The organism is Robbsia andropogonis (assembly GCF_000970345.1).
Taxonomy (GTDB): domain Bacteria; phylum Pseudomonadota; class Gammaproteobacteria; order Burkholderiales; family Burkholderiaceae; genus Robbsia; species Robbsia andropogonis.
This window is the reverse complement of record NZ_LAQU01000006.1, coordinates 116,895-135,749: the sequence shown is the minus strand read 5'-3', so window position 1 is coordinate 135,749 and position 18,855 is coordinate 116,895. Positions and strand designations below refer to the sequence as shown.

The following is an 18,855-nucleotide window of genomic DNA, read 5'->3' as shown; positions in this document are numbered from 1 at the left end:
GCAGGAACATGCTGTGATTAGTCGTGATTTTTCATATTAGGCGGATGCCGGATTGCTTTTCTTTTCCAGCTCTTTCCGCTAGGATCGATTCATTCATCGATAGCTTCGGGTGGTCATCATGCGAGTCAAGGACATACTGCGATTGAAGAACGTGCCGGCGGCCGACGTGCGGTTGAACGACGCCCCGGCGGGAGTATTGCGCAAACCCTTGCCAGAGGGGGCGGCGGATGACCTCGAAGCATTGAAGGCAACGGCTTTGTACACGGTTTCAGCGGACCAGAAACTGTCCGTCGCGACCGACTTGATGGCAGAGCATGACATCGGGTCCCTGGTCGTGCTGGAAGCCGGGGAAGTGGTCGGCATGCTGACCTTCCGTGAGGTGCTGAAAGCGCTCAAGGCCAACGGTGGCACGGTGGGGGATAAGACCGTGCGCTCGGCGATGGACACCGCATTCATCTCGGGCACGATGAACATGCACATCGATCAGTTACGGCAGTCCTTTCTGGAGCGACATGCCCGTTACATTCCGGTGATCGATAATCGCATGTTGATGGGGGTGATTTCCCTGTACGACGTTGCCCGTGCCGTGGTCGAAGCGCAAGGTTTCGAAAACCAGATGCTGAAGGCCTATATCCGGGACTGGCCCCACGAGGACGTGGTCTCGGATGACCTTCGGATCTGATCTCGCCCGAGCCGCGTTGCGTAACGGGGTCGGGCGGTTGGCAATGGTATGCGGGCTGCCGCGACGGGTGGGGTAAAATGCCGGCTTCACCACGTCCTTCTGCAGGCTTCCCGCATCATGTCCGGAAATACGCTCGGCACCTTGTTCACCGTCACCACCTTTGGTGAATCACACGGCCCTGCTATCGGTTGTGTGATCGATGGCTGTCCTCCCGGCATGGCGCTTGCCGAAGCCGACATCCAGATCGAACTCGATCGACGCCGTCCCGGCACGTCACGCCACGTGACGCAGCGCCAGGAAGCCGATCAGGTAGAAATCCTATCAGGGGTGTTCGAGGGCAAAACCACCGGCACGCCCATCGGCCTGCTGATCCGCAATACCGATCAGCGTAGCAAGGACTACGGCAATATCGCGCAGACCTTCCGGCCCGGCCACGCGGATTACCCGTACTGGCAGAAATACGGTATTCGCGATTTTCGTGGTGGCGGCCGTTCGTCTGCGCGGCTGACGGCGCCACTGGTGGGGGCGGGAGCGGTGGCGAAGAAATGGCTGCTGGAGCGCTATGGAATCGTGGTGCGTGCGCATATGAGCGCACTCGGACCGATCGATATTCCCTTTGCATCCTGGGAAGACGTGCCGACCAATCCGTTCTTCGCGCCGAATGCGGGGATCGTGCCGCAACTTGAAGCCTATATGGATGAATTGCGTCGTGATGGCGATTCGATCGGCGCGCGCATCCGCGTGGTGGCCAATGGCGTGCCTGTAGGCTGGGGCGAGCCGCTGTTCGACCGGCTGGATGCGGATATCGCTCACGCGCTGATGGGCATCAATGCGGTCAAGGGCGTTGAGATCGGCGATGGGTTCGACAGCGTTCGCCAACGCGGCTCCGAGCATGGTGACGAAATCACCGCTGCCGGATTCGCTTCCAATCATGCTGGTGGTGTGCTTGGTGGTATCAGCACCGGGCAGGACATCGTCGCCTCCATCGCGATCAAACCGACGTCGAGCATTCGTGTGCCGCGTGAATCGATCGATCTGAATGGCGGCGGCGCGACGGTGGAGACGTTTGGACGTCACGATCCGTGCGTCGGTATCCGGGCAACGCCGATTGCTGAGTCGGTCATGGCATTGGTTTTGATCGATCACGCATTACGCCATCGCGCACAGAACGCCGATGTGCGGACCGATACACCGCGCGTTCCGGCCGCGAAGCCCTGATAGCCCGTTTTGGGCACACGAACGCGATGTCCGCGGCCGGTTTGTAATGGAATCATTCTGATATTGTCCCGTGGTCACGGACAAGCCTCTCTTGTGACGCACGGGCGTGCTATTTTAGCGTTTTCGGTGATGGCGCAAAGGAGAGAATTCGATGGATGATGCAAGCGAGCGGCGCGAGCCGGTAATGCCCAAGGTGGTAAGCACCGGGCGAGATCTCGCCGCCGTGGGTGCGGCACCTTCAGCCGGTGACTCCGGTGCGGCGCTCGATAGCGAATTCCAGCAAGTGTTCCAGACGGTGCTGACGATTCGGTGGGGCGATATGGACGCATATGGCCATGTGAACAACAGCATGTATTTTGTGTATATGGACCAGTTGCGCATCCTGTGGCTCGAATCGCTCGGCCTGCAGCGGCCTGTAGGCCAAGGCCCTGCCGTGGTCAATGCGTTCATGAATTATCGCCGGCAGTTGATCTACCCGGCGGATATCATCTGCACCCTGTACGCGAAGCCGCCTGGCCGCAGCAGCATGAATACCCGCTTTGACGTGCGCCGCCAGGACCAGCCGGACGTTGTCGTATCGGACGGCGGAGCCACCGTAGTGTGGACAGACTACGCATTAGGGCAATCCGTTCCGTTACCGGATGCCTTGCGGGCGCGATTGCCGGCACCATTAGCCTGAGGGCGTGGCGGGGGAGAGCATGTGCCGCACGCCTGCCTCGCCCTACGCTACCCCGCCTCGTATTAGGGTTTTCCTGTAAACGCTCCGTAAGTCATGTTTTCGCATGATCCGGCAGCGCAGTGGTCTGCTATGCTGCACCGAACAATAGCACTTGCGCACTCAAACAGGCGCACGCGAGCTTTATTCGTCGCGCCAACGCGTGGCGAAGAGGCGCATTTCGGTTGCCGCATCACAGGCGAACCGGCCGTGACGGTCTTGCGGACGGGAAGATTCTGAATGGCGTGGTGGCCTATCTCGAACGCTTCAGTCGTGGGGGGAGGCAGATGAACAAGGTGTATCCGAGCGCAGCGGCGGCACTGTCCGGCGTTGTGCAGGACGGACAGTTGCTGGCCGTCGGCGGTTTCGGTTTGTGCGGTATTCCGGAGGCCCTGATCGCGGCCTTGCGCGAGAGTGGCGTCAAGGACTTGACCTGTATCAGCAATAATGCCGGTGTCGATGGTTTTGGCCTGGGGCTATTGCTGGAAAGCAGGCAGATCCGCAAGATGATCTCGTCCTATGTGGGCGAGAACAAGGAATTCGAACGGCAGTTCCTCGCGGGTGAACTCGAATTGGAGTTCACGCCCCAGGGTACGCTGGCCGAGAAGCTGCGCGCCGGTGGCGCCGGCATTCCGGCGTTCTTCACTCGGACCGGCGTTGGCACGATGGTTGCCGAGGGCAAGGAAGTGCGCGCGTTCGACGGTATCGATCATGTGCTGGAGTCGTCCCTGCGTGCGGACGTCGCGCTGGTCAAGGCGTGGAAAGGCGATCGCGCTGGCAACCTTCTCTTCCGCGCCACCGCGCGCAACTTCAATCCGCTCTGTGCAATGTCGGGCCGCGTGACCATCGCGGAGGTCGAGGAACTGGTCGACGTCGGGCAATTGGACCCGGATGCGATTCATACGCCCGGTATCTTTGTGCAACGGATCGTCGTCAATGCGCATCCGGAAAAGCGCATCGAGAAGCGCGTCGTTCGTGCGCCCGCCAGCGCCACCTGAATCCTGGAGAAAATCGAGCATGCCTTGGACACGTGAACAAATGGCGGCCCGCGCCGCCCAGGAACTCGAAGACGGCTTCTATGTGAATCTCGGTATCGGTCTGCCGACGCTGGTGGCGAATTATGTGCCGCCGGGCGTGGAGGTATGGTTGCAGTCCGAGAATGGTTTGCTTGGTATCGGCCCGTCGCCAACCGAGGACCAGATCGACGCGGACCTGATCAATGCCGGTAAGCAGACGGTTACGACGCTGCCCGGCTCGTCGTTTTTTTCGTCGGCGGATTCGTTTGCGATGATTCGCGGCGGTCACGTCGATCTGGCGATTCTGGGCGCCATGCAGGTCAGCGAGAAGGGGGACCTGGCCAACTGGATGATCCCCGGCAAGATGATCAAGGGGATGGGCGGTGCGATGGATCTGGTTGCCGGCGTACGGCGAGTGGTGGTGCTGATGGAGCATGTGGCGAAAGGGGATGAACACAAGATCCTGCCCGCTTGCCAATTGCCGCTGACCGGCCTTGGCGTCGTGAATCGGATCATTACCGACCTCTGCGTCATCGACGTGACCGACGACGGTCTGCACGTCATCGAACTCGCACCCGACGTCACGCCCGAGACGGTGCGGGAGAAAACCGGCGCGCCGGTGCATTTTGACGACACGGTGACCGCCACCACGCAAGCGTTACCGCGCGACGCGGACGCATGAGCGCGGCGACGCCACGCACGGGCACGATTCTCTGCGCCGGTACGAGGGGGCCGCACAGGATGGCCTATGTGGAATGGGGCGATCCCCACAACCCGCGTGTGCTGCTTTGCGTTCACGGCCTGAGTCGGACGGGGCGGGATTTCGACGTGCTGGCCGCGCGCCTGGCGCAGACACATCGTGTCATCTGTCCGGATGTCGTCGGGCGGGGTAAATCGGACTGGTTAAGCGATCCCGCCGGCTATGTTCTCCCGCAGTACGTCGGCGATATGTTGGCGTTGTTCGCACAATTGCATTTGACCCGGATCGATTACCTGGGAACGTCGATGGGTGGTTTGATAGGCATGCTGCTGGCGGCAATGCCGATCACGCCGATCCAACGGATGGTTATCAACGATGTCGGGCCACATCTGGAGCCGTCATCGCTGATTCGGCTGCGTGCTTATCTGGATGAAGTGGCTGCACGGGGCGGGACTGTGGCGCCGATGTTCAAAAGTGCGCAGGAGGGTGTCGACTACATCACTGCGCACAGCGCGGGCTTTGGCGCCCATACGCCCGAGCAATGGCGCGCCCTGAATGCACCAATGCTCAAGCGCGTCTACGATGACGGCGGTGCCGTCGTCGGCTACGCTTTGCGTGCGGATCCCGGTATCGCCGAGGCGTTCCGGATGGCCGCCTCGCTCGACGCGGCCGCTCTGGATGCCGCCGAGGCAGGCATGTGGCATGCCTTCGAATCGATACGCTGCCCCACACTGATCGTGCGTGGCGGCGATTCGGACTTATTTTCGGCGCAGACATTAGAGCGGATGCTGGCGTGCGGCGCGCGGTTTTCGAGCGCAACCGTCCCGGGCGTCGGACACGCGCCCACCTTCGTCGATCCGGCACAGACCGTGCTCGTTACGCAGTTTTTGCACGCGTCGTAAACGGAAGGGGCGTCACCTCGCTTAAAATATCCACTGAGCGGGTATCATGCATGCTTGCACCAGAAATGTGCAAGGCGTGTTGCTTGGCATTGGCGCGGGCAAACGCGTCGGCACTTCGGGATAATCGTGTCCGCCCTCACTTTTTAATGGATATATTGCATGCCGATCGTTCGTCACCACGTTGGCGCGCGTCTCTCGGAGACCGCGATTTTCAACCGTACCGTATATCTGGCTGGACAGATTGCCGAGGACACGACGGGTGATGCCTACGCACAGACTGTCGAAGTCCTGGGTCATATCGATCGCTTGCTGGGTGAGGCGAACAGCGACAAGGAACATCTGCTTTCAGTGCAGATCTATATTGCCGACATGCGCGACTTCGCTGAAATGAACCGGGCCTGGGACGCCTGGGTGGCCGCCGGCCATACCCCACCGCGTGCGACGGTGGAAGCCAAGCTGGCGAATCCGGCTTGCCTCGTGGAAGTGGTCGTGGTTGCCGCGCAAAAGGATTGATCGCGGACAGTACGGCGGCGCATCGGTCTTGACGAATTTCATGGAAACAGCAAACGACGCATCCCTCCCGGAGCCCGCCGGGTCTCCTGACGCCTCGCCCTTATTGGACGCGGCGCGCGCGCGCGTGCGGGAAGTCGCGTCGGAGATGACGATGAAATCCGGCGAGTCCCTGGTCGATCACGGGGCCGGGACCGCCAGGATTCTCGCTTCGCTCGATGCGGATTTGCCTTCGCTGCTGGCCGCCATCCTGTATCCGATCGCCGACCGGACCGACGATATCACGGCGTTGCTCGGCGACGCGTTGGCGGCGGAAGTGCTGCATCTGATTGCCGACGTGCGCAAGCTGTCCCAGCTCGGCGTCGTCGGCGTGCGGGCCGCGGAGCGCGGCAGCAAGGGTCTGGACCGCGATGCCGAGGCGGCGCGCCGCCTGCATGTGGAATCGTTGCGCAAACTGCTGTTGGCATTCGCGCAGGACATCCGGGTCGTGCTGATTCGCTTTGCATCGCGTCTGCAGACGCTGCGCCATCACGCGGCGACGAAAAGCGCGCCTGCGCCGGACCTCGCACGCGAGACTCTGGAAATCTACGCGCCGTTGGCGAATCGCCTGGGTATCTGGCAGGTCAAGTGGGAATTGGAGGACCTGGCGTTCCGCTTCGAAGACCCGGACACCTACAAGCGGATTGCGCGTCTGCTCGATGAAAAGCGGGTCGAGCGCGAAGCCTATGTCAGCGCCGCAATCGCGCAACTACGCGAAGCGCTTTCCGAGGCGGATATTGTCGCCGAGGTCAGCGGCCGGCCAAAGCATATCTACAGTATCTGGCGCAAGATGCGCGGCAAGGACCTCGATTTCTCCGAGCTGTACGATGTTCGCGCGTTTCGCGTCATCGTGCGCGACGTCAAGGATTGCTACTCGGTGCTGGGAATTGTCCACAACATGTGGCAACCGATCCCGAAGGAGTTCGACGATTATATTTCCCGCCCCAAGCCGAATGGCTATAAGTCGCTGCACACGGTTGTCATCGGTGACGATGGTCGGGCGTTCGAGGTGCAGATCCGTACCCGTGAAATGCACGAGTTCGCTGAATATGGGGTTGCCGCGCACTGGCGCTATAAGGAGGCCGGGCCACGCGGTTATGCGGGACAGTTCGCCGCCGACGAACGCTACGACGAGAAGATTGCCTGGCTGCGGCAATTGCTGGCATGGAAGGACGATATCGCCGGCGAGCGTGGCGAAGGCGTCGACGACGGCACCGACGGCAACGCCCCCCGGTTGGATCGTCCGGAAAGTGCGTTGCAGGCGTGGGAACAGATCAAGCAGACGCCGGTCGACGATCACATTTACGTATTGACGCCGCAGGCACGCGTGATTGCGTTGCCGCAGGGCGCCACGGCGGTTGATTTTGCTTATCATCTGCATTCCGACCTGGGTCACCGCTGCCGGGGCGCTCGTGTCGACGGTGCGATGGTGCCGTTGAATACCCCGTTGCGCAATGGCCAGACGGTTGAGATCATCGCGGTCAAGCAAGGCGGCCCATCGCGTGACTGGCTGAATGCAAACCTGGGGTATCTGCATAGCCCGCGTGCGCGGCAGAAGGTGCGGAACTGGTTTAACGCGCTCGATTTGCAGGAAAGCATCGCCACGGGTCGGGCGATGGTCGAAAAGACGCTTCAGCGGGAAGGGAAGACGTCTGTCAACCTGGATGACCTGGCCAATAAGCTGGGTTTCAAGAACCCGGATGCCTTGTTTGTCGTCGTCGGGAAAGAGGAGTTCAGCCTGCGGCAGGTCGAACAGGCATTGCACGACGGGCCGCCGGTGGTGGAAGAACAGCCGGAGATCGTCGCCAAGTCGAGCAGCGGGCGCAGTGTTGCCAGTGGGGCATCCAGCGGCGTATTGGTTGTGGGCGTGGGTGCACTGATGACGCAGCTCGCGCGCTGCTGCCGCCCGGCGCCACCGGATGCCATTGCCGGATTTGTCACGAGAGGCAAAGGGGTGTCGATTCATCGTGCCGACTGTCCGACGTTTGCGCGGATGGCCGCAGAAGCGCCGGAGCGCGTGCTTGAGACGGCGTGGTCCGACGAAGCGATCGGTGGTCGCGGCGATACCGTGTATCCCGTTGACTTGATGATCGAGGCGACGGATCGGCAAGGCCTGCTGCGCGACATCTCTGATATCTTCGCACGCGAGAAGATCAACGTCGTGGGTGTCAAGACGGTATCGAAACGCCACCATGCCTATATGCATTTCACAGTGGAGGTGCGCAGCGCCGAGCAATGTCGTCGGGCACTACTTGTTTTATCCGAGATTTCGGGTATGATTCGGGCCTCGCGTCGGTTGTGAAGCGAAGGCGCGGTGGGGCAGGTGAGGGAAGTGCGGTGGTATGTGTTAAATAGCGCTTGCAACTTTCGGTAGATGCTCTATAATCTTGCTTCTTTAGGCTCGTAGCTCAGTTGGTTAGAGCACCACCTTGACATGGTGGGGGTCGTTGGTTCGAATCCAATCGAGCCTACCAACGAATTTGCAGTCAGTAGGCATATCCGGGTTGAAAGTACAATTCGGAAGCGGTGCCCGATAGACGAACGTGACGAGGAAATACGATGTTCCTGCGAACGCTGACCGGTACGACTCAGGAATCCTGATAGGGACCGGTTCAGTTCGTTTATCGATATCGCGAAAATGAAATGCGGCCCCTGGTGGGCCGCATTTTTTTTATCCGTGTTTTTGTGTGGCCCGCTTGTCGATGGCGTGGCGGGTACCGTCTGGGTGCCTCGCGGGAAGGCGCGTTGTTGCACAGTGGGATTCAATTGATCCGCGCCAAAAGGCGGGGTGGGAGAGCAGCATGATTTCGGTACGCTTGCCTGATGGTTCCGTGCGCCAATACGAGCGCCCGGTGACCGTGGCGGAAGTCGCCGCGTCGATCGGTCCGGGGCTGGCAAAAGCGGCATTGGGCGGAAAGATCGATGGTCGGGAGGTAGATACCTCGGCGCTGATCGATCGCGATGTGGCGCTGTCGATCATCACCGACAAGGACCCGGAAGGCCTCGATATCGTGCGTCATTCGACCGCGCATTTGCTCGCCTATGCTGTCAAGGAGCTGTATCCTGAGGCGCAGGTCACCATTGGCCCGGTCATCGACAATGGCTTCTACTATGACTTTGCCTATTCGCGGCCGTTCACGCCGGAAGACTTGGAGCGCATCGAGAAGCGCATGCAGGAAATCGCCAAGCGTGACGAACCGGTGTCGCGTCGTGTCGTCTCGCGCGATGAGGCTGTTGCCTATTTCGCTGGCATCGGCGAGAAATACAAGGCTGAACTGATCGCCGCGATTCCGGGCGACGAAGACATCAAGCTGTACTCGCATGGTGGCTTCACCGATCTGTGTCGCGGTCCGCACGTGCCTAGCACCGGCAAGCTGAAGGTATTCAAGCTGATGAAGGTGGCCGGCGCGTATTGGCGCGGCGACGCGAACAATGAGCAATTGCAGCGGATCTATGGCACGGCCTGGACCAGGAAGGAAGACCAGGACGCGTATCTGACGATGCTCGAGGAAGCGGAAAAGCGTGACCACCGCAAGCTCGGCAAGCAGCTCGACCTGTTCCATCTGCAGGAAGAAGCGCCGGGCATGGTGTTCTGGCATCCGAAGGGCTGGGCCCTATGGCAGGCGGTCGAGCAATACATGCGGCAGCGCTTGAATGCGTCCGGGTACAGCGAGATCAAGACGCCGATGGTGATGGATAAATCACTATGGGAGCGCTCGGGTCACTGGGACAACTACCGTGAGAACATGTTCGTCACGGAATCGGAAAAACGCGAGTACGCGGTCAAGCCGATGAATTGCCCGGGTCACGTCCAGGTCTTCAATCACGGATTGCGGTCGTATCGCGACTTGCCGTTGCGTTTCGCCGAGTTCGGCTCCTGTCATCGTAATGAGCCATCCGGGTCATTGCATGGACTGATGCGGGTGCGTGGTTTCGTCCAGGACGACGCGCATATCTTCTGTACCGAAGACCAGATCAATTCGGAGGCGATCGCCTTCAATGAATTGACGATGCGGATCTACAAGGACTTCGGCTTTCACGAGGTGGCGGTGAAGTTGTCCCTGCGGCCGGAAAAACGTGCCGGTGACGACGCCCAGTGGGACCGTGCCGAGGAGGGGCTGCGCGAGGCACTGCGCAAGTGTGATCTCTCCTGGGAGGAATTGCCGGGCGAAGGTGCCTTCTATGGCCCGAAGATCGAGTATCACATCAAGGATGCGATCGGACGGTCATGGCAATGCGGTACGCTGCAGCTCGATTTCGTGCTGCCGGAGCGTCTCGGCGCGGAATACGTCGCCGAGGACAATGCGCGCAAGCGACCCGTCATGTTGCACCGTGCGATCATCGGTTCGTTCGAGCGATTCCTGGGCATGTTGATCGAAAACCATGCCGGCGCCATGCCTTCCTGGCTCTCGCCGGTGCAAGTGGTAGTGATGAATATTACCGGTGATCAGGCCGATTACGCGCAATCTGTTGCCCAAACGTTGCAAAAACAAGGGGTTAGGGCAGAGGTTGATTTGCGAAATGAAAAGATAAGCTATAAAATACGCGAGCATACTATGCAAAAGATTCCTTATCTGCTCGTTGTGGGCGGAAAGGAGCGCGAATCGCACACCGTCGCGGTGCGTGCGCGAGGCAATGTGGACCTGGGCACCATGGCTCTGGACACGTTCTCGGCTCGGCTTCTGGAAGAAATCCGGACCTACCAATAAGCCTGCGTACGGCCGCATCGAATATCAACGATCATAGGGGAAACCTAACATCGCTACGGAAAAGTCTCATCGTCTGAACGGTGAAATCTTCGCACCTGAAGTGCGTTTGAACGGCGTCGAAAACGAGCCGCTGGGCATTGTGAAGTTGGCTGAAGCCATCCGACTGGCCAGCGAGGCCGATGTCGACTTGGTGGAAATCGCACCGAACGCCGCGCCGCCCGTGTGCCGCCTGATGGACTACGGTAAGTTCAAATACCAGGAGTCGAAAAAGGCGCACGAGGCCAAGCTCAAGCAAAAGATCGTCGAAGTCAAGGAAGTCAAGTTTCGTCCGGGTACGGATGATGGCGACTACAACGTCAAGTTGCGCAATCTGACGCGGTTCCTCGACGAAGGCGATAAGGCGAAGATCACGCTGCGGTTCCGCGGTCGCGAGATGGCCCACCAGGAAATTGGCATGCGAATGCTCGAGCGTTTGCGCACGGACCTGGATGAAGTGGGTCAGGTCGAACAGATGCCGAAGATGGAAGGGCGTCAGATGGTCATGGTGATCGGTCCGAGGCGGAAGAAGTAACCGTGGTTAAGAGCAGTAAGGCGCTGGTTGGACGCGGTTGAACGGACGGAGCGGTACCTAGGCGATGGGGGTTTTGGACCCATGGCGGTGATGCCGTAACGTTGGCGTGCAAGCGGCGTGCAGGGCTCCGATGATGCAGTGTGTCATTGGGGGCGGTATGGACACGGTGTTGCCGTCCCATGTCGCGAAAACAAGTGATGTCGGGTCAAGCAAGGACGGCGGAAGCCGGACACCTGGTGTCATGCCAAAGAGTTGGAGTAGGTTCTCATGCCGAAGATGAAGACGAAGAAAAGCGCCTCCAAGCGCTTTGTCGTGCGTCCGGGCGGTACCGTCAAGCGCGGTCAAGCCTTCAAGCGCCACATCCTGACCAAGAAGACGACGAAGAACAAGCGTCATCTTCGTGGTACGGAAGGTGTCCACGCATCGGACGTTGCGTCCGTGCGCGCGATGATGCCGTACGCTTAACCCTGCAAATAGGAGCATTCCATGCCTAGAGTAAAACGCGGGGTCACAGCGCGGGCCCGTCACAAGAAGATCATTGTCAAGGCCAAGGGTTACCGCGGCCGTCGCAATAACGTCTACCGTATCGCTAAGCAGGCCGTCATGCGTGCCGGCCAGTACGCGTACCGCGATCGTCGTAATAAGAAGCGCGTGTTCCGTGCGCTTTGGATTGCACGTATCAACGCGGCATCGCGTGAGCATGGTGTTACGTACAGCGTGTTCATGAATGGCTTGAAGAAGTTGGCTATCGAACTGGACCGTAAGGTGCTGTCCGACATGGCGATTTTCGACAAGCCGGCATTTGCTGCAATCGTTGCTCGCGTGAAGGAAGTGCAGGCAGCGTAAGGAGAACGCGCGTGCCGCGCAGGATGGCGTGCACGCGTTTTTTTCGCCGTCGCCCAGGCGAGGGCAAGCGCGGCAACATCGCGCTGTAGTGCGGGAAAGGGGGCTGGTGGCCCCCTTTTTTGTTGATATTGCATGATGGCGAGATGTGACCCATCAGGCGACGAATATTTCGCTGACGTGATAGTCCGCTGACTGCGTGCGTGCGACATTGGCAGCAAGGCAATGTCGACACCTTGGTTGCGCTCGGTACGAGCGACCCGGATGGCGGTGACGGCGGCGCATTAAAAAGAGATTTATGGACCTGGACCAGATTGTGACGGTCGCGCTCGACGGTTTTGCGCAATGCAATGACGTTGTGGCGCTCGAAAATGAAAAGGCCAAGTATCTCGGCAAGGCTGGGCAATTGACCGAGCTGCTCAAGGGCCTGGGCAAGCTCGATCCGGACGTGCGCAAGCAGGAAGGCGCACGAATCAATGTTGCGAAACAGGCCATCGAGGATGGCTTGAACGCACGCCGCCAGGCATTGGCGGACGCATTGCTGAACCAGCGCCTCGCAGCCGAAGCGATCGACGTGACATTACCGGGGCGTCGGGCGCAGACCGGCACGCTGCATCCGGTGATGCAGACCCGCGAGCGCGTCGAACGCATCTTCGCGTCGATCGGCTTCGATGTGGCCGATGGTCCCGAGATCGAAAACGACTGGTTCAATTTCTCCGCGTTGAACAGTCCGGAGAACCATCCCGCACGCTCGATGCAGGACACATTCTATATCGAGGACAAGGACGAGCAAGGACGCCCGTTGCTGCTGCGCACGCATACGAGCCCGATGCAGGTCCGCTATGCGCGTGCGCATACGCCACCGATCAAGGTTATCGTGCCGGGCCGGACCTACCGCGTGGACAGCGACGCCACGCATTCTCCGATGTTCAACCAGGTCGAAGGGCTGTGGATCGACGAGAACGTCAGCTTTGCCGATCTGAAGGGCGTCTACACGGACTTCCTGTGCCAGTTCTTCGAACGCGACGACATCGTCGTACGTTTTCGTCCGTCGTATTTCCCGTTCACGGAGCCGTCGGCGGAGATCGACATGATGTTCGAACGCGGCGCGAATGCGGGGCGTTGGCTGGAGATTTCGGGTGCGGGCCAGGTGCATCCTGCCGTCGTGCGCAACATGGGGTTGGACCCGGAGCGCTTTGTGGGTTTTGCATTCGGTAGTGGACTGGAACGGTTGACGATGCTGCGTTATGGCGTGCAGGACTTGCGGCCGTTCTTCGAAAACGACCTGCGCTTCCTGAAGCAGTTCGCGTAACGTCAGCGGAGCGGGCATCCCGGGTGGGGCGCATGCGTGAGCATGGGTTCGCGCGGTGGCGGTACCGCTCTCGGATAGGTATCGGGCATCGGATCGCGCGACGCGCGGCGACGTCCGGTACGGTATCTGCGCGACAAGGCGCCGCGCCGACGGTGTAGCACACCGAGGCCGTCGAATGGATCGCGCAGAGAAGGCAACAAGGAAACGAACAAGATGTTATTCCCGGAATCCTGGCTTAGAACAGTCGTCAATCCGCCGCTGTCGACGGATGCGCTTGCGCATGCGTTGACGATGTCCGGTATCGAGGTGGAAGGCGTGACACCGGCCGCGCCGCCGTTCACGAAGGTCGTGGTCGCGCAGGTGATCGACGTACAGAAGCATCCCGACGCGGACCGCTTGAACGTCTGCCGCGTGGACGTGGGTCACGGCGAGCCGCTGCAGATCGTCTGTGGCGCACCCAATGTGGCACCGGGTATCAAAGTACCTGCGGCGTTGGTCGGCGCGGAGCTGCCTCCGGCCGAGGTCGGAGGGGCGCCGTTCAAGATCAAGTTGGGCAAGCTCCGGGGGGTGGAAAGTGCCGGCATGTTGTGCTCGGCCAAGGAACTGAAGTTGTCCGATGACAGTGTGGGTCTGATGATCCTCGCCGAGGACGCGCCGGTTGGTGAATCCATCCGGGCGTATCTGGATCTAGATGATCAGGTCTTTGAGGTGAAGCTGACGCCGAACAAGGCCGACTGTCTCTCCGTGCACGGCATCGCACGTGAGGTAGCCGCCATTACCGGAGCGCCGTTGCAGCGCGAAGCGTTTACGCCGGTGGCCGTGACGTTGGATGAACTGCGCCAAGTCAAGATCAGCGCGCCCGATTTATGCGGACGCTTTTCCGGCCGGGTCATTCGCGGTGTGAATGCGCGCGCCAAGACACCGGAATGGATGGTGCGACGTTTGGCGCGTTGCGGCCAGCGCAGTGTATCCGCACTGGTCGACATCTCGAATTACGTGATGCTTGAACTGGGTCGACCCACGCACGTGTTCGACCTCGACACGATTCACGGGGATCTGGATGTGCGATGGGCGAAGACCGGTGAGACGTTGAAGCTGTTGAACGGCAATACGGTCACGCTCGATGAACAGGTTGGTGTGATCGCGGACGGTCAATGCGTCGAGAGCTTGGCGGGCATCATGGGCGGCGACAGTACGGCAGTCACGCTTGACACTACGAACATCTACGTCGAAGCGGCTTTCTGGTGGCCGGACAGCGTGCGCGGACGTGCGCGGCGTTATAACTTCTCGACCGATGCGGCGCACCGTTTCGAGCGTGGCGTGGATTATGCGACGACGGTCGATCATCTCGAATGGATCACGCGTTTACTGGTGGATGTATGTGGCGGCCAAGTCGGTCCGATCGATGATCAAATCGTCAATCTGCCGCAACGCAAGCCGGTGGCGATGCGCGTGTCGCGGGCCGCGCGGATCATCGGCATTCCCCTCAGCGACGCGATCGTCAGCGACGTGTTCACGCGGCTGGGGTTGCCGTTCACGCAGGAGGGTGAGGTATTTGCGGTGACGCCGCCGTCCTATCGTTTCGATATCGAAATCGAAGAGGATTTGATCGAGGAAGTTGCGCGCATCCATGGTTTCGAGAAGATTCCGTTACGTGCGCCGATAGCGCCGAACCGGATGCGCGGCACGGATGAGACCCATCGTTCCGTGCATGACATCCGGCATCGCGCGGCGGCAAGGGACTACGCGGAAACGGTCAGCTTCGGCTTTGTCGATGCGCAGTGGGAAACGGATTTTGCCGGGAATGCATCCCCTATCAAGCTGTTGAATCCGATCGCGAGCCAGTTGTCGGTGATGCGCAGCACGTTGATCGGCAGCCTGGTCGATGTGCTGAAGCATAACTTGAGCCGTCGCGCGGATCGTGTGCGTGTTTTCGAGTTGGGTCGTGTGTTCGTTCGCGATGCGGGTGTGTCGGCGGGACCGATGACGATTGCAGGGATTGCGCAACCGGTCAGGCTGGGCGCGCTGGCCTACGGCGGCGCTGCGGACGAGCAATGGGGCGAGACGGCGCGCCAGGTGGACTTCTTCGACGTCAAGGGGGACCTGGAGGCGCTGTTCGCGCCGGTGGTGCCCCGCTTTGTGCGGGCCGCGCACCCAGCCTTGCATCCTGGGCGTAGTGCCCGTGTGGAAGTGGACGGCAAGGTGGTCGGCTGGCTGGGAGAATTGCATCCGAGCTGGCAGCGTAAATACGACCTGCCGCGGGCGCCGGTGGTGTGTGAGGTGGACGCTTCGGCGCTGTCCGATCGTGCGTTGCCGGACCCGGTGCCGGTGTCGAAATTTCCGCCGGCACGACGCGATATTGCCGTGGTCGTGGACCGCGAAGTGGGGGTTCAGGCACTCCTGGATGCACTGCGGGATGCGCGTCGTGATCCAGCTTGCCAGATTGTGCAACATATTGCTTTGTTTGATGAATTTCGACCGAAGGATGGGCAATCGGGCGGTCTGGCGACCACCGAGAAAAGCCTTGCTTTCAGAATTGGCTTGCAAGATACTGGCGGGACGCTTCAGGAGGGTGCGGCCGACGCGGCCGTGCAGATCCTCGTCGACCGATTGGCGCGTGATTTCGGCGCGCGGCTTCGTGGTTGATGACGGGAGAACGGCACAGTGCGATGTGACCATGCGTCTTGCCTGAATGAATCCGTACGGATTTAGGACATGGGCGAGTTGGTATCGGTGCTGCGGTCATACAGGCTTGCATCGGCACGCGGTGCGTGGCTTGCCCGACATGTTTCCGACCGGATTCTGAGCATCCCGATAGGGAAACGACTACGGCGAGGATGCCTGGTGGCATCCGGTATTTGATATGAATGAAATGGACTCCAGTGAATTCGAGGCCTTGGTGTCGGCCCAACGCAGCACGCTAACGCGCGAAGCGGTAACCGTGACCAATACCAATGTATCCGAGACGCCGACGTTGACGAAGGCGGAATTGGCCGAATTGCTGTTTGACAACGTTGGATTGAACAAGCGTGAAGCAAAAGACATGGTCGAGGCGTTTTTCGACGTGTTGCGCAGCGCGCTGGAAAGCGGGGAATGCGTGAAGTTGTCGGGTTTCGGCAACTTCCAATTGCGGGACAAACCGCAGCGCCCTGGCCGGAACCCGAAAACGGGCGAAGCGATTCCGATCGCCGCGCGGCGGGTGGTGACGTTCCATGCGAGTCAGAAGTTGAAGGGGCTCGTGGAAGGCGGAACGTCCAAGACAGCCCTCGTTCGCTGAACGGTGGCGCCATGGATGCCCAGGCTCATTGCCGCTGACCTATTGCGCTGACCCTGACCATGGATAAAGCTGCAACTGCCGCCCTACCTCTTCCGCCGATTCCGGCGAAGCGCTATTTCACGATAGGTGAGGTGAGCGAGCTGTGTGGCGTCAAGCCACACGTGCTGCGGTATTGGGAGCAGGAGTTCACGCAACTCAAGCCGGTCAAGCGCCGCGGCAATCGCCGCTATTATCAGCACCACGAAGTATTGCTGATCCGCCGCATTCGTGACTTGTTGTACGAGCAAGGATTCACGATCAACGGTGCGCGCAACAAGCTGTCCGGTGGGGCCCATGCCCATGACGAGGAAGAGGACCTGCATGTTGCGGGTGGGGTATTGGCCGAAGGGGAGGCAAATGGTCCCGATGGCAGTGACGTCCTCTCGATTGGCGAGCGCCAGGCGAACCCCTTCGACAATGCGGCAGTTGATTTGAGTCGACTGCGGGACGACCTCGTCGAGGTACGGGATGCGTTGCGTGCGGCGGTATCACAGGCAACCGCGAAGGGGACTTCCTTGGTTGCACGTCCGTCGGCTGAGGCAAGGCTACAAGGGAGGGGCAGTACCGGTTCTGCGTCTGCCGCGATATCAGCCGCCGAACGTGCGCAAGAACAAGCGTTGGAATTCGACTTTGGCGACGAAGCGAATCCGGAGCATTCCCCGGAACAAGAGTCCTGAACCGCCTACTGGCGGTGGTGCTGCGTGATTTTCATTGTCGATGGATGACGATCTGATCGATTGGATACGTTGACTTGAAGGCGTCGTGCATCGGACCGCTTCCAATATCAGATGGCCCCATATTGCATCTGCCAAAACGAAAAGCCCGCATAACCGAATGATTATGCGGGCTCAGTCTTGGTCGGGGCGAGAGGATTTGAACCTCCGACCACCTGCACCCCATGCAGGTACGCTACCAGGCTGCGCTACGCCCCGAAAGAACGCAATTATAACCATACCGTGCGATTCGAACAAGCTTCGTGAATGAAGCCGTACCTTGGCGGGAGAGGGGGATGGCGAAGGATGTCATTCCTCCTCCTGTTCATGATGCGATCGCGTGCCTGCGGAAATGCACATCGCCTGGTGCGGTGTCGCGATGTGGCGGTCAGCCCGTGTTGCGATACCACGCATCTTCCTGGTGTTACTCGTCTTACCGGACAACGTTCCAGAGGATCAGTCATCTGCGGCAGGTGTGCGGGAATGAACCTGGTGCGCGGCAAATTTGTCGCATGTCGTGCGAATCGACAACATACGGTTGCCGCCCTTGCCGTGCCGCAGGGCAGCCTCGTCCATCGTCCACCGTGCATCGTTCACGGCTGTTTTCTGCTATCGTCGGGCACCCACTCATGCGAACGATAAGCAAGATGGCATTGAATCTCAGGCAAATCGAAGTGTTCCGGGCGGTGATGACCTCCGGTTCCATCAGTGCTGCTGCGCGGGTATTGTGCGTGTCACAACCGGCGGTCAGCCGCCTGCTTTCCTATACGGAGTCCCGTCTGGGCTTCCCGCTGTTCCAGCGGACAAGGGGCCGACTCTATCCCACTCCCGAGGCGCGTGAATTATTCCGCCGCGTCGACGACGTCTATCAAGGCGTGCGTCGTGTCAATGAGTGCGCGCAGGAACTGGCCGAGTTGCGGCACGGGATCGTGCATGTGGTGGCCAGTCCGAGTATCAGTCATCAGATCGTGCCGCACGCGATTACCCGCTTTCGTGCGCAGCATCCTGACGTCAAGGTGACATTGCGGGGGCAAAACTTCGGCGCCTTGGTCGACAGCCTCATCTCGCATGAAGCGGAGCTTGGCATCACCATCATGCCGGTCGCGCATCCCAATTTAACCGTTACGCCGTTGCGCCAGGGGCGGATCGTCTGCATCATGCCGGAGGGACATCCGCTGACGCATCATGCCCATCTGAAAATGACGGACTTGCGCCCGTTTCCGTTGATCGGCTATCCGCCGGGCACGCCTTTCGGGCGGCTGGTGGAAGCAATGTACCAACAGGCTGACGAGCCGTTGCGTGTGGCCGTGGAAGTACCGTCGCCGCAGAATGCCTGCTCGATCGTCGCGGCTGGGGCGGGGGTCGCGCTGGTCGATGAGTTTTCGGTAAAGAGCCGTACGGGCGGTGAATTCGTCGTGCGGCCGATTGACGAGGGTGCCGAACTGACGGTCAGTCTGGTTCATTCCAGTGTCGAGCCGCTGTCATTGCTGGCGCGCGCATTTGCCGACCGTGTGGCAGACGTCCTGGAGCAACAGGGTTTCGCGAAACCGCCGGACGCCTCGTGATGTCCGAAAACAGCGAGTTTGTTCTCGGCCCTTACGCTAGAGTG

General features: G+C 60.2%; 16 protein-coding genes, 2 tRNA genes and 1 pseudogene. 18 read left to right on the top strand and 1 reads right to left on the bottom strand.

Features of this window, described 5'->3' with window-relative positions:
• Nucleotides 1–118 precede the first annotated feature (118 nt).
• The 17 genes and pseudogenes from WM40_RS08075 to WM40_RS07995 form a co-directional block, all read left to right on the top strand.
• Nucleotides 119–682, top strand: a complete 564-nt coding sequence (locus WM40_RS08075; RefSeq protein WP_024901419.1) for a CBS domain-containing protein — start codon at nucleotides 119–121, stop codon at nucleotides 680–682.
• A 117-nt stretch (nucleotides 683–799) separates the two neighbouring features.
• Nucleotides 800–1,900 (top strand): chorismate synthase, encoded by a 1,101-nt coding sequence (aroC, locus tag WM40_RS08070; RefSeq protein WP_024901418.1) that lies wholly within the window; start codon nucleotides 800–802, stop codon nucleotides 1,898–1,900.
• Between the two features lie 223 nt (nucleotides 1,901–2,123).
• Entirely contained in the window at nucleotides 2,124–2,579 is a 456-nt protein-coding gene (locus WM40_RS08065) for an acyl-CoA thioesterase (RefSeq protein ID WP_253464987.1), read from the top strand.
• Between the two features lie 323 nt (nucleotides 2,580–2,902).
• A complete protein-coding gene (locus WM40_RS08060; RefSeq protein WP_024901416.1) occupies nucleotides 2,903–3,613 on the top strand; it encodes a CoA transferase subunit A in 711 nt (236 codons plus the stop codon).
• 19 nt (nucleotides 3,614–3,632) lie between these two features.
• Nucleotides 3,633–4,313, top strand: a complete 681-nt coding sequence (locus WM40_RS08055; protein ID WP_046152622.1) for a 3-oxoacid CoA-transferase subunit B — start codon at nucleotides 3,633–3,635, stop codon at nucleotides 4,311–4,313.
• A complete protein-coding gene (locus WM40_RS08050; RefSeq protein ID WP_046152621.1) occupies nucleotides 4,310–5,233 on the top strand; it encodes an alpha/beta fold hydrolase in 924 nt (307 codons plus the stop codon). The genes WM40_RS08055 and WM40_RS08050 overlap by 4 nt, the downstream gene beginning before the upstream one ends.
• A gap of 159 nt (nucleotides 5,234–5,392) precedes the next feature.
• Nucleotides 5,393–5,746 carry a RidA family protein gene (locus WM40_RS08045; RefSeq protein ID WP_024901413.1) on the top strand — a complete coding sequence of 118 codons (354 nt, stop codon included), beginning with the start codon at nucleotides 5,393–5,395 and terminating at the stop codon, nucleotides 5,744–5,746.
• Between the two features lie 40 nt (nucleotides 5,747–5,786).
• Nucleotides 5,787–8,084 (top strand): RelA/SpoT family protein, encoded by a 2,298-nt coding sequence (locus WM40_RS08040; protein WP_024901412.1) that lies wholly within the window; start codon nucleotides 5,787–5,789, stop codon nucleotides 8,082–8,084.
• 95 nt (nucleotides 8,085–8,179) lie between these two features.
• Nucleotides 8,180–8,256: transfer RNA gene (locus WM40_RS08035), tRNA-Val, on the top strand.
• A 327-nt stretch (nucleotides 8,257–8,583) separates the two neighbouring features.
• Nucleotides 8,584–10,491: a threonine--tRNA ligase gene (thrS, locus tag WM40_RS08030; RefSeq protein WP_046152620.1), complete on the top strand. Its 1,908-nt coding sequence runs from the start codon at nucleotides 8,584–8,586 to the stop codon at nucleotides 10,489–10,491.
• Between the two features lie 49 nt (nucleotides 10,492–10,540).
• Entirely contained in the window at nucleotides 10,541–11,062 is a 522-nt protein-coding gene (infC, locus tag WM40_RS08025) for a translation initiation factor IF-3 (RefSeq protein ID WP_081764707.1), read from the top strand.
• A gap of 267 nt (nucleotides 11,063–11,329) precedes the next feature.
• Nucleotides 11,330–11,527 carry a 50S ribosomal protein L35 gene (rpmI, locus tag WM40_RS08020; protein ID WP_024901409.1) on the top strand — a complete coding sequence of 66 codons (198 nt, stop codon included), beginning with the start codon at nucleotides 11,330–11,332 and terminating at the stop codon, nucleotides 11,525–11,527.
• Nucleotides 11,528–11,548: 21 nt separating this feature from the next.
• The gene (rplT, locus tag WM40_RS08015) at nucleotides 11,549–11,908 is read left to right on the top strand and encodes a 50S ribosomal protein L20 (protein ID WP_024901408.1); all 360 of its coding nucleotides are present in this window, start codon (nucleotides 11,549–11,551) and stop codon (nucleotides 11,906–11,908) included.
• 295 nt (nucleotides 11,909–12,203) lie between these two features.
• A complete protein-coding gene (pheS, locus tag WM40_RS08010; RefSeq protein WP_024901407.1) occupies nucleotides 12,204–13,217 on the top strand; it encodes a phenylalanine--tRNA ligase subunit alpha in 1,014 nt (337 codons plus the stop codon).
• A 213-nt stretch (nucleotides 13,218–13,430) separates the two neighbouring features.
• Entirely contained in the window at nucleotides 13,431–15,863 is a 2,433-nt protein-coding gene (pheT, locus tag WM40_RS08005) for a phenylalanine--tRNA ligase subunit beta (protein WP_046152619.1), read from the top strand.
• Nucleotides 15,864–16,080: 217 nt separating this feature from the next.
• Nucleotides 16,081–16,494 carry an integration host factor subunit alpha gene (locus tag WM40_RS08000; protein ID WP_024901405.1) on the top strand — a complete coding sequence of 138 codons (414 nt, stop codon included), beginning with the start codon at nucleotides 16,081–16,083 and terminating at the stop codon, nucleotides 16,492–16,494.
• Between the two features lie 59 nt (nucleotides 16,495–16,553).
• Nucleotides 16,554–17,009, top strand: a pseudogene (locus tag WM40_RS07995) (MerR family transcriptional regulator); the annotation flags it as partial.
• 379 nt (nucleotides 17,010–17,388) lie between these two features.
• Here WM40_RS07995 and WM40_RS07990 read toward each other — a convergent pair.
• Nucleotides 17,389–17,465 (bottom strand) — tRNA-Pro (locus WM40_RS07990).
• A 428-nt stretch (nucleotides 17,466–17,893) separates the two neighbouring features.
• Between WM40_RS07990 and WM40_RS07985 the strand changes: the two genes are divergently transcribed.
• Nucleotides 17,894–18,811 (top strand): LysR family transcriptional regulator, encoded by a 918-nt coding sequence (locus WM40_RS07985; RefSeq protein ID WP_046152664.1) that lies wholly within the window; start codon nucleotides 17,894–17,896, stop codon nucleotides 18,809–18,811.
• Nucleotides 18,812–18,855 lie beyond the last annotated feature (44 nt).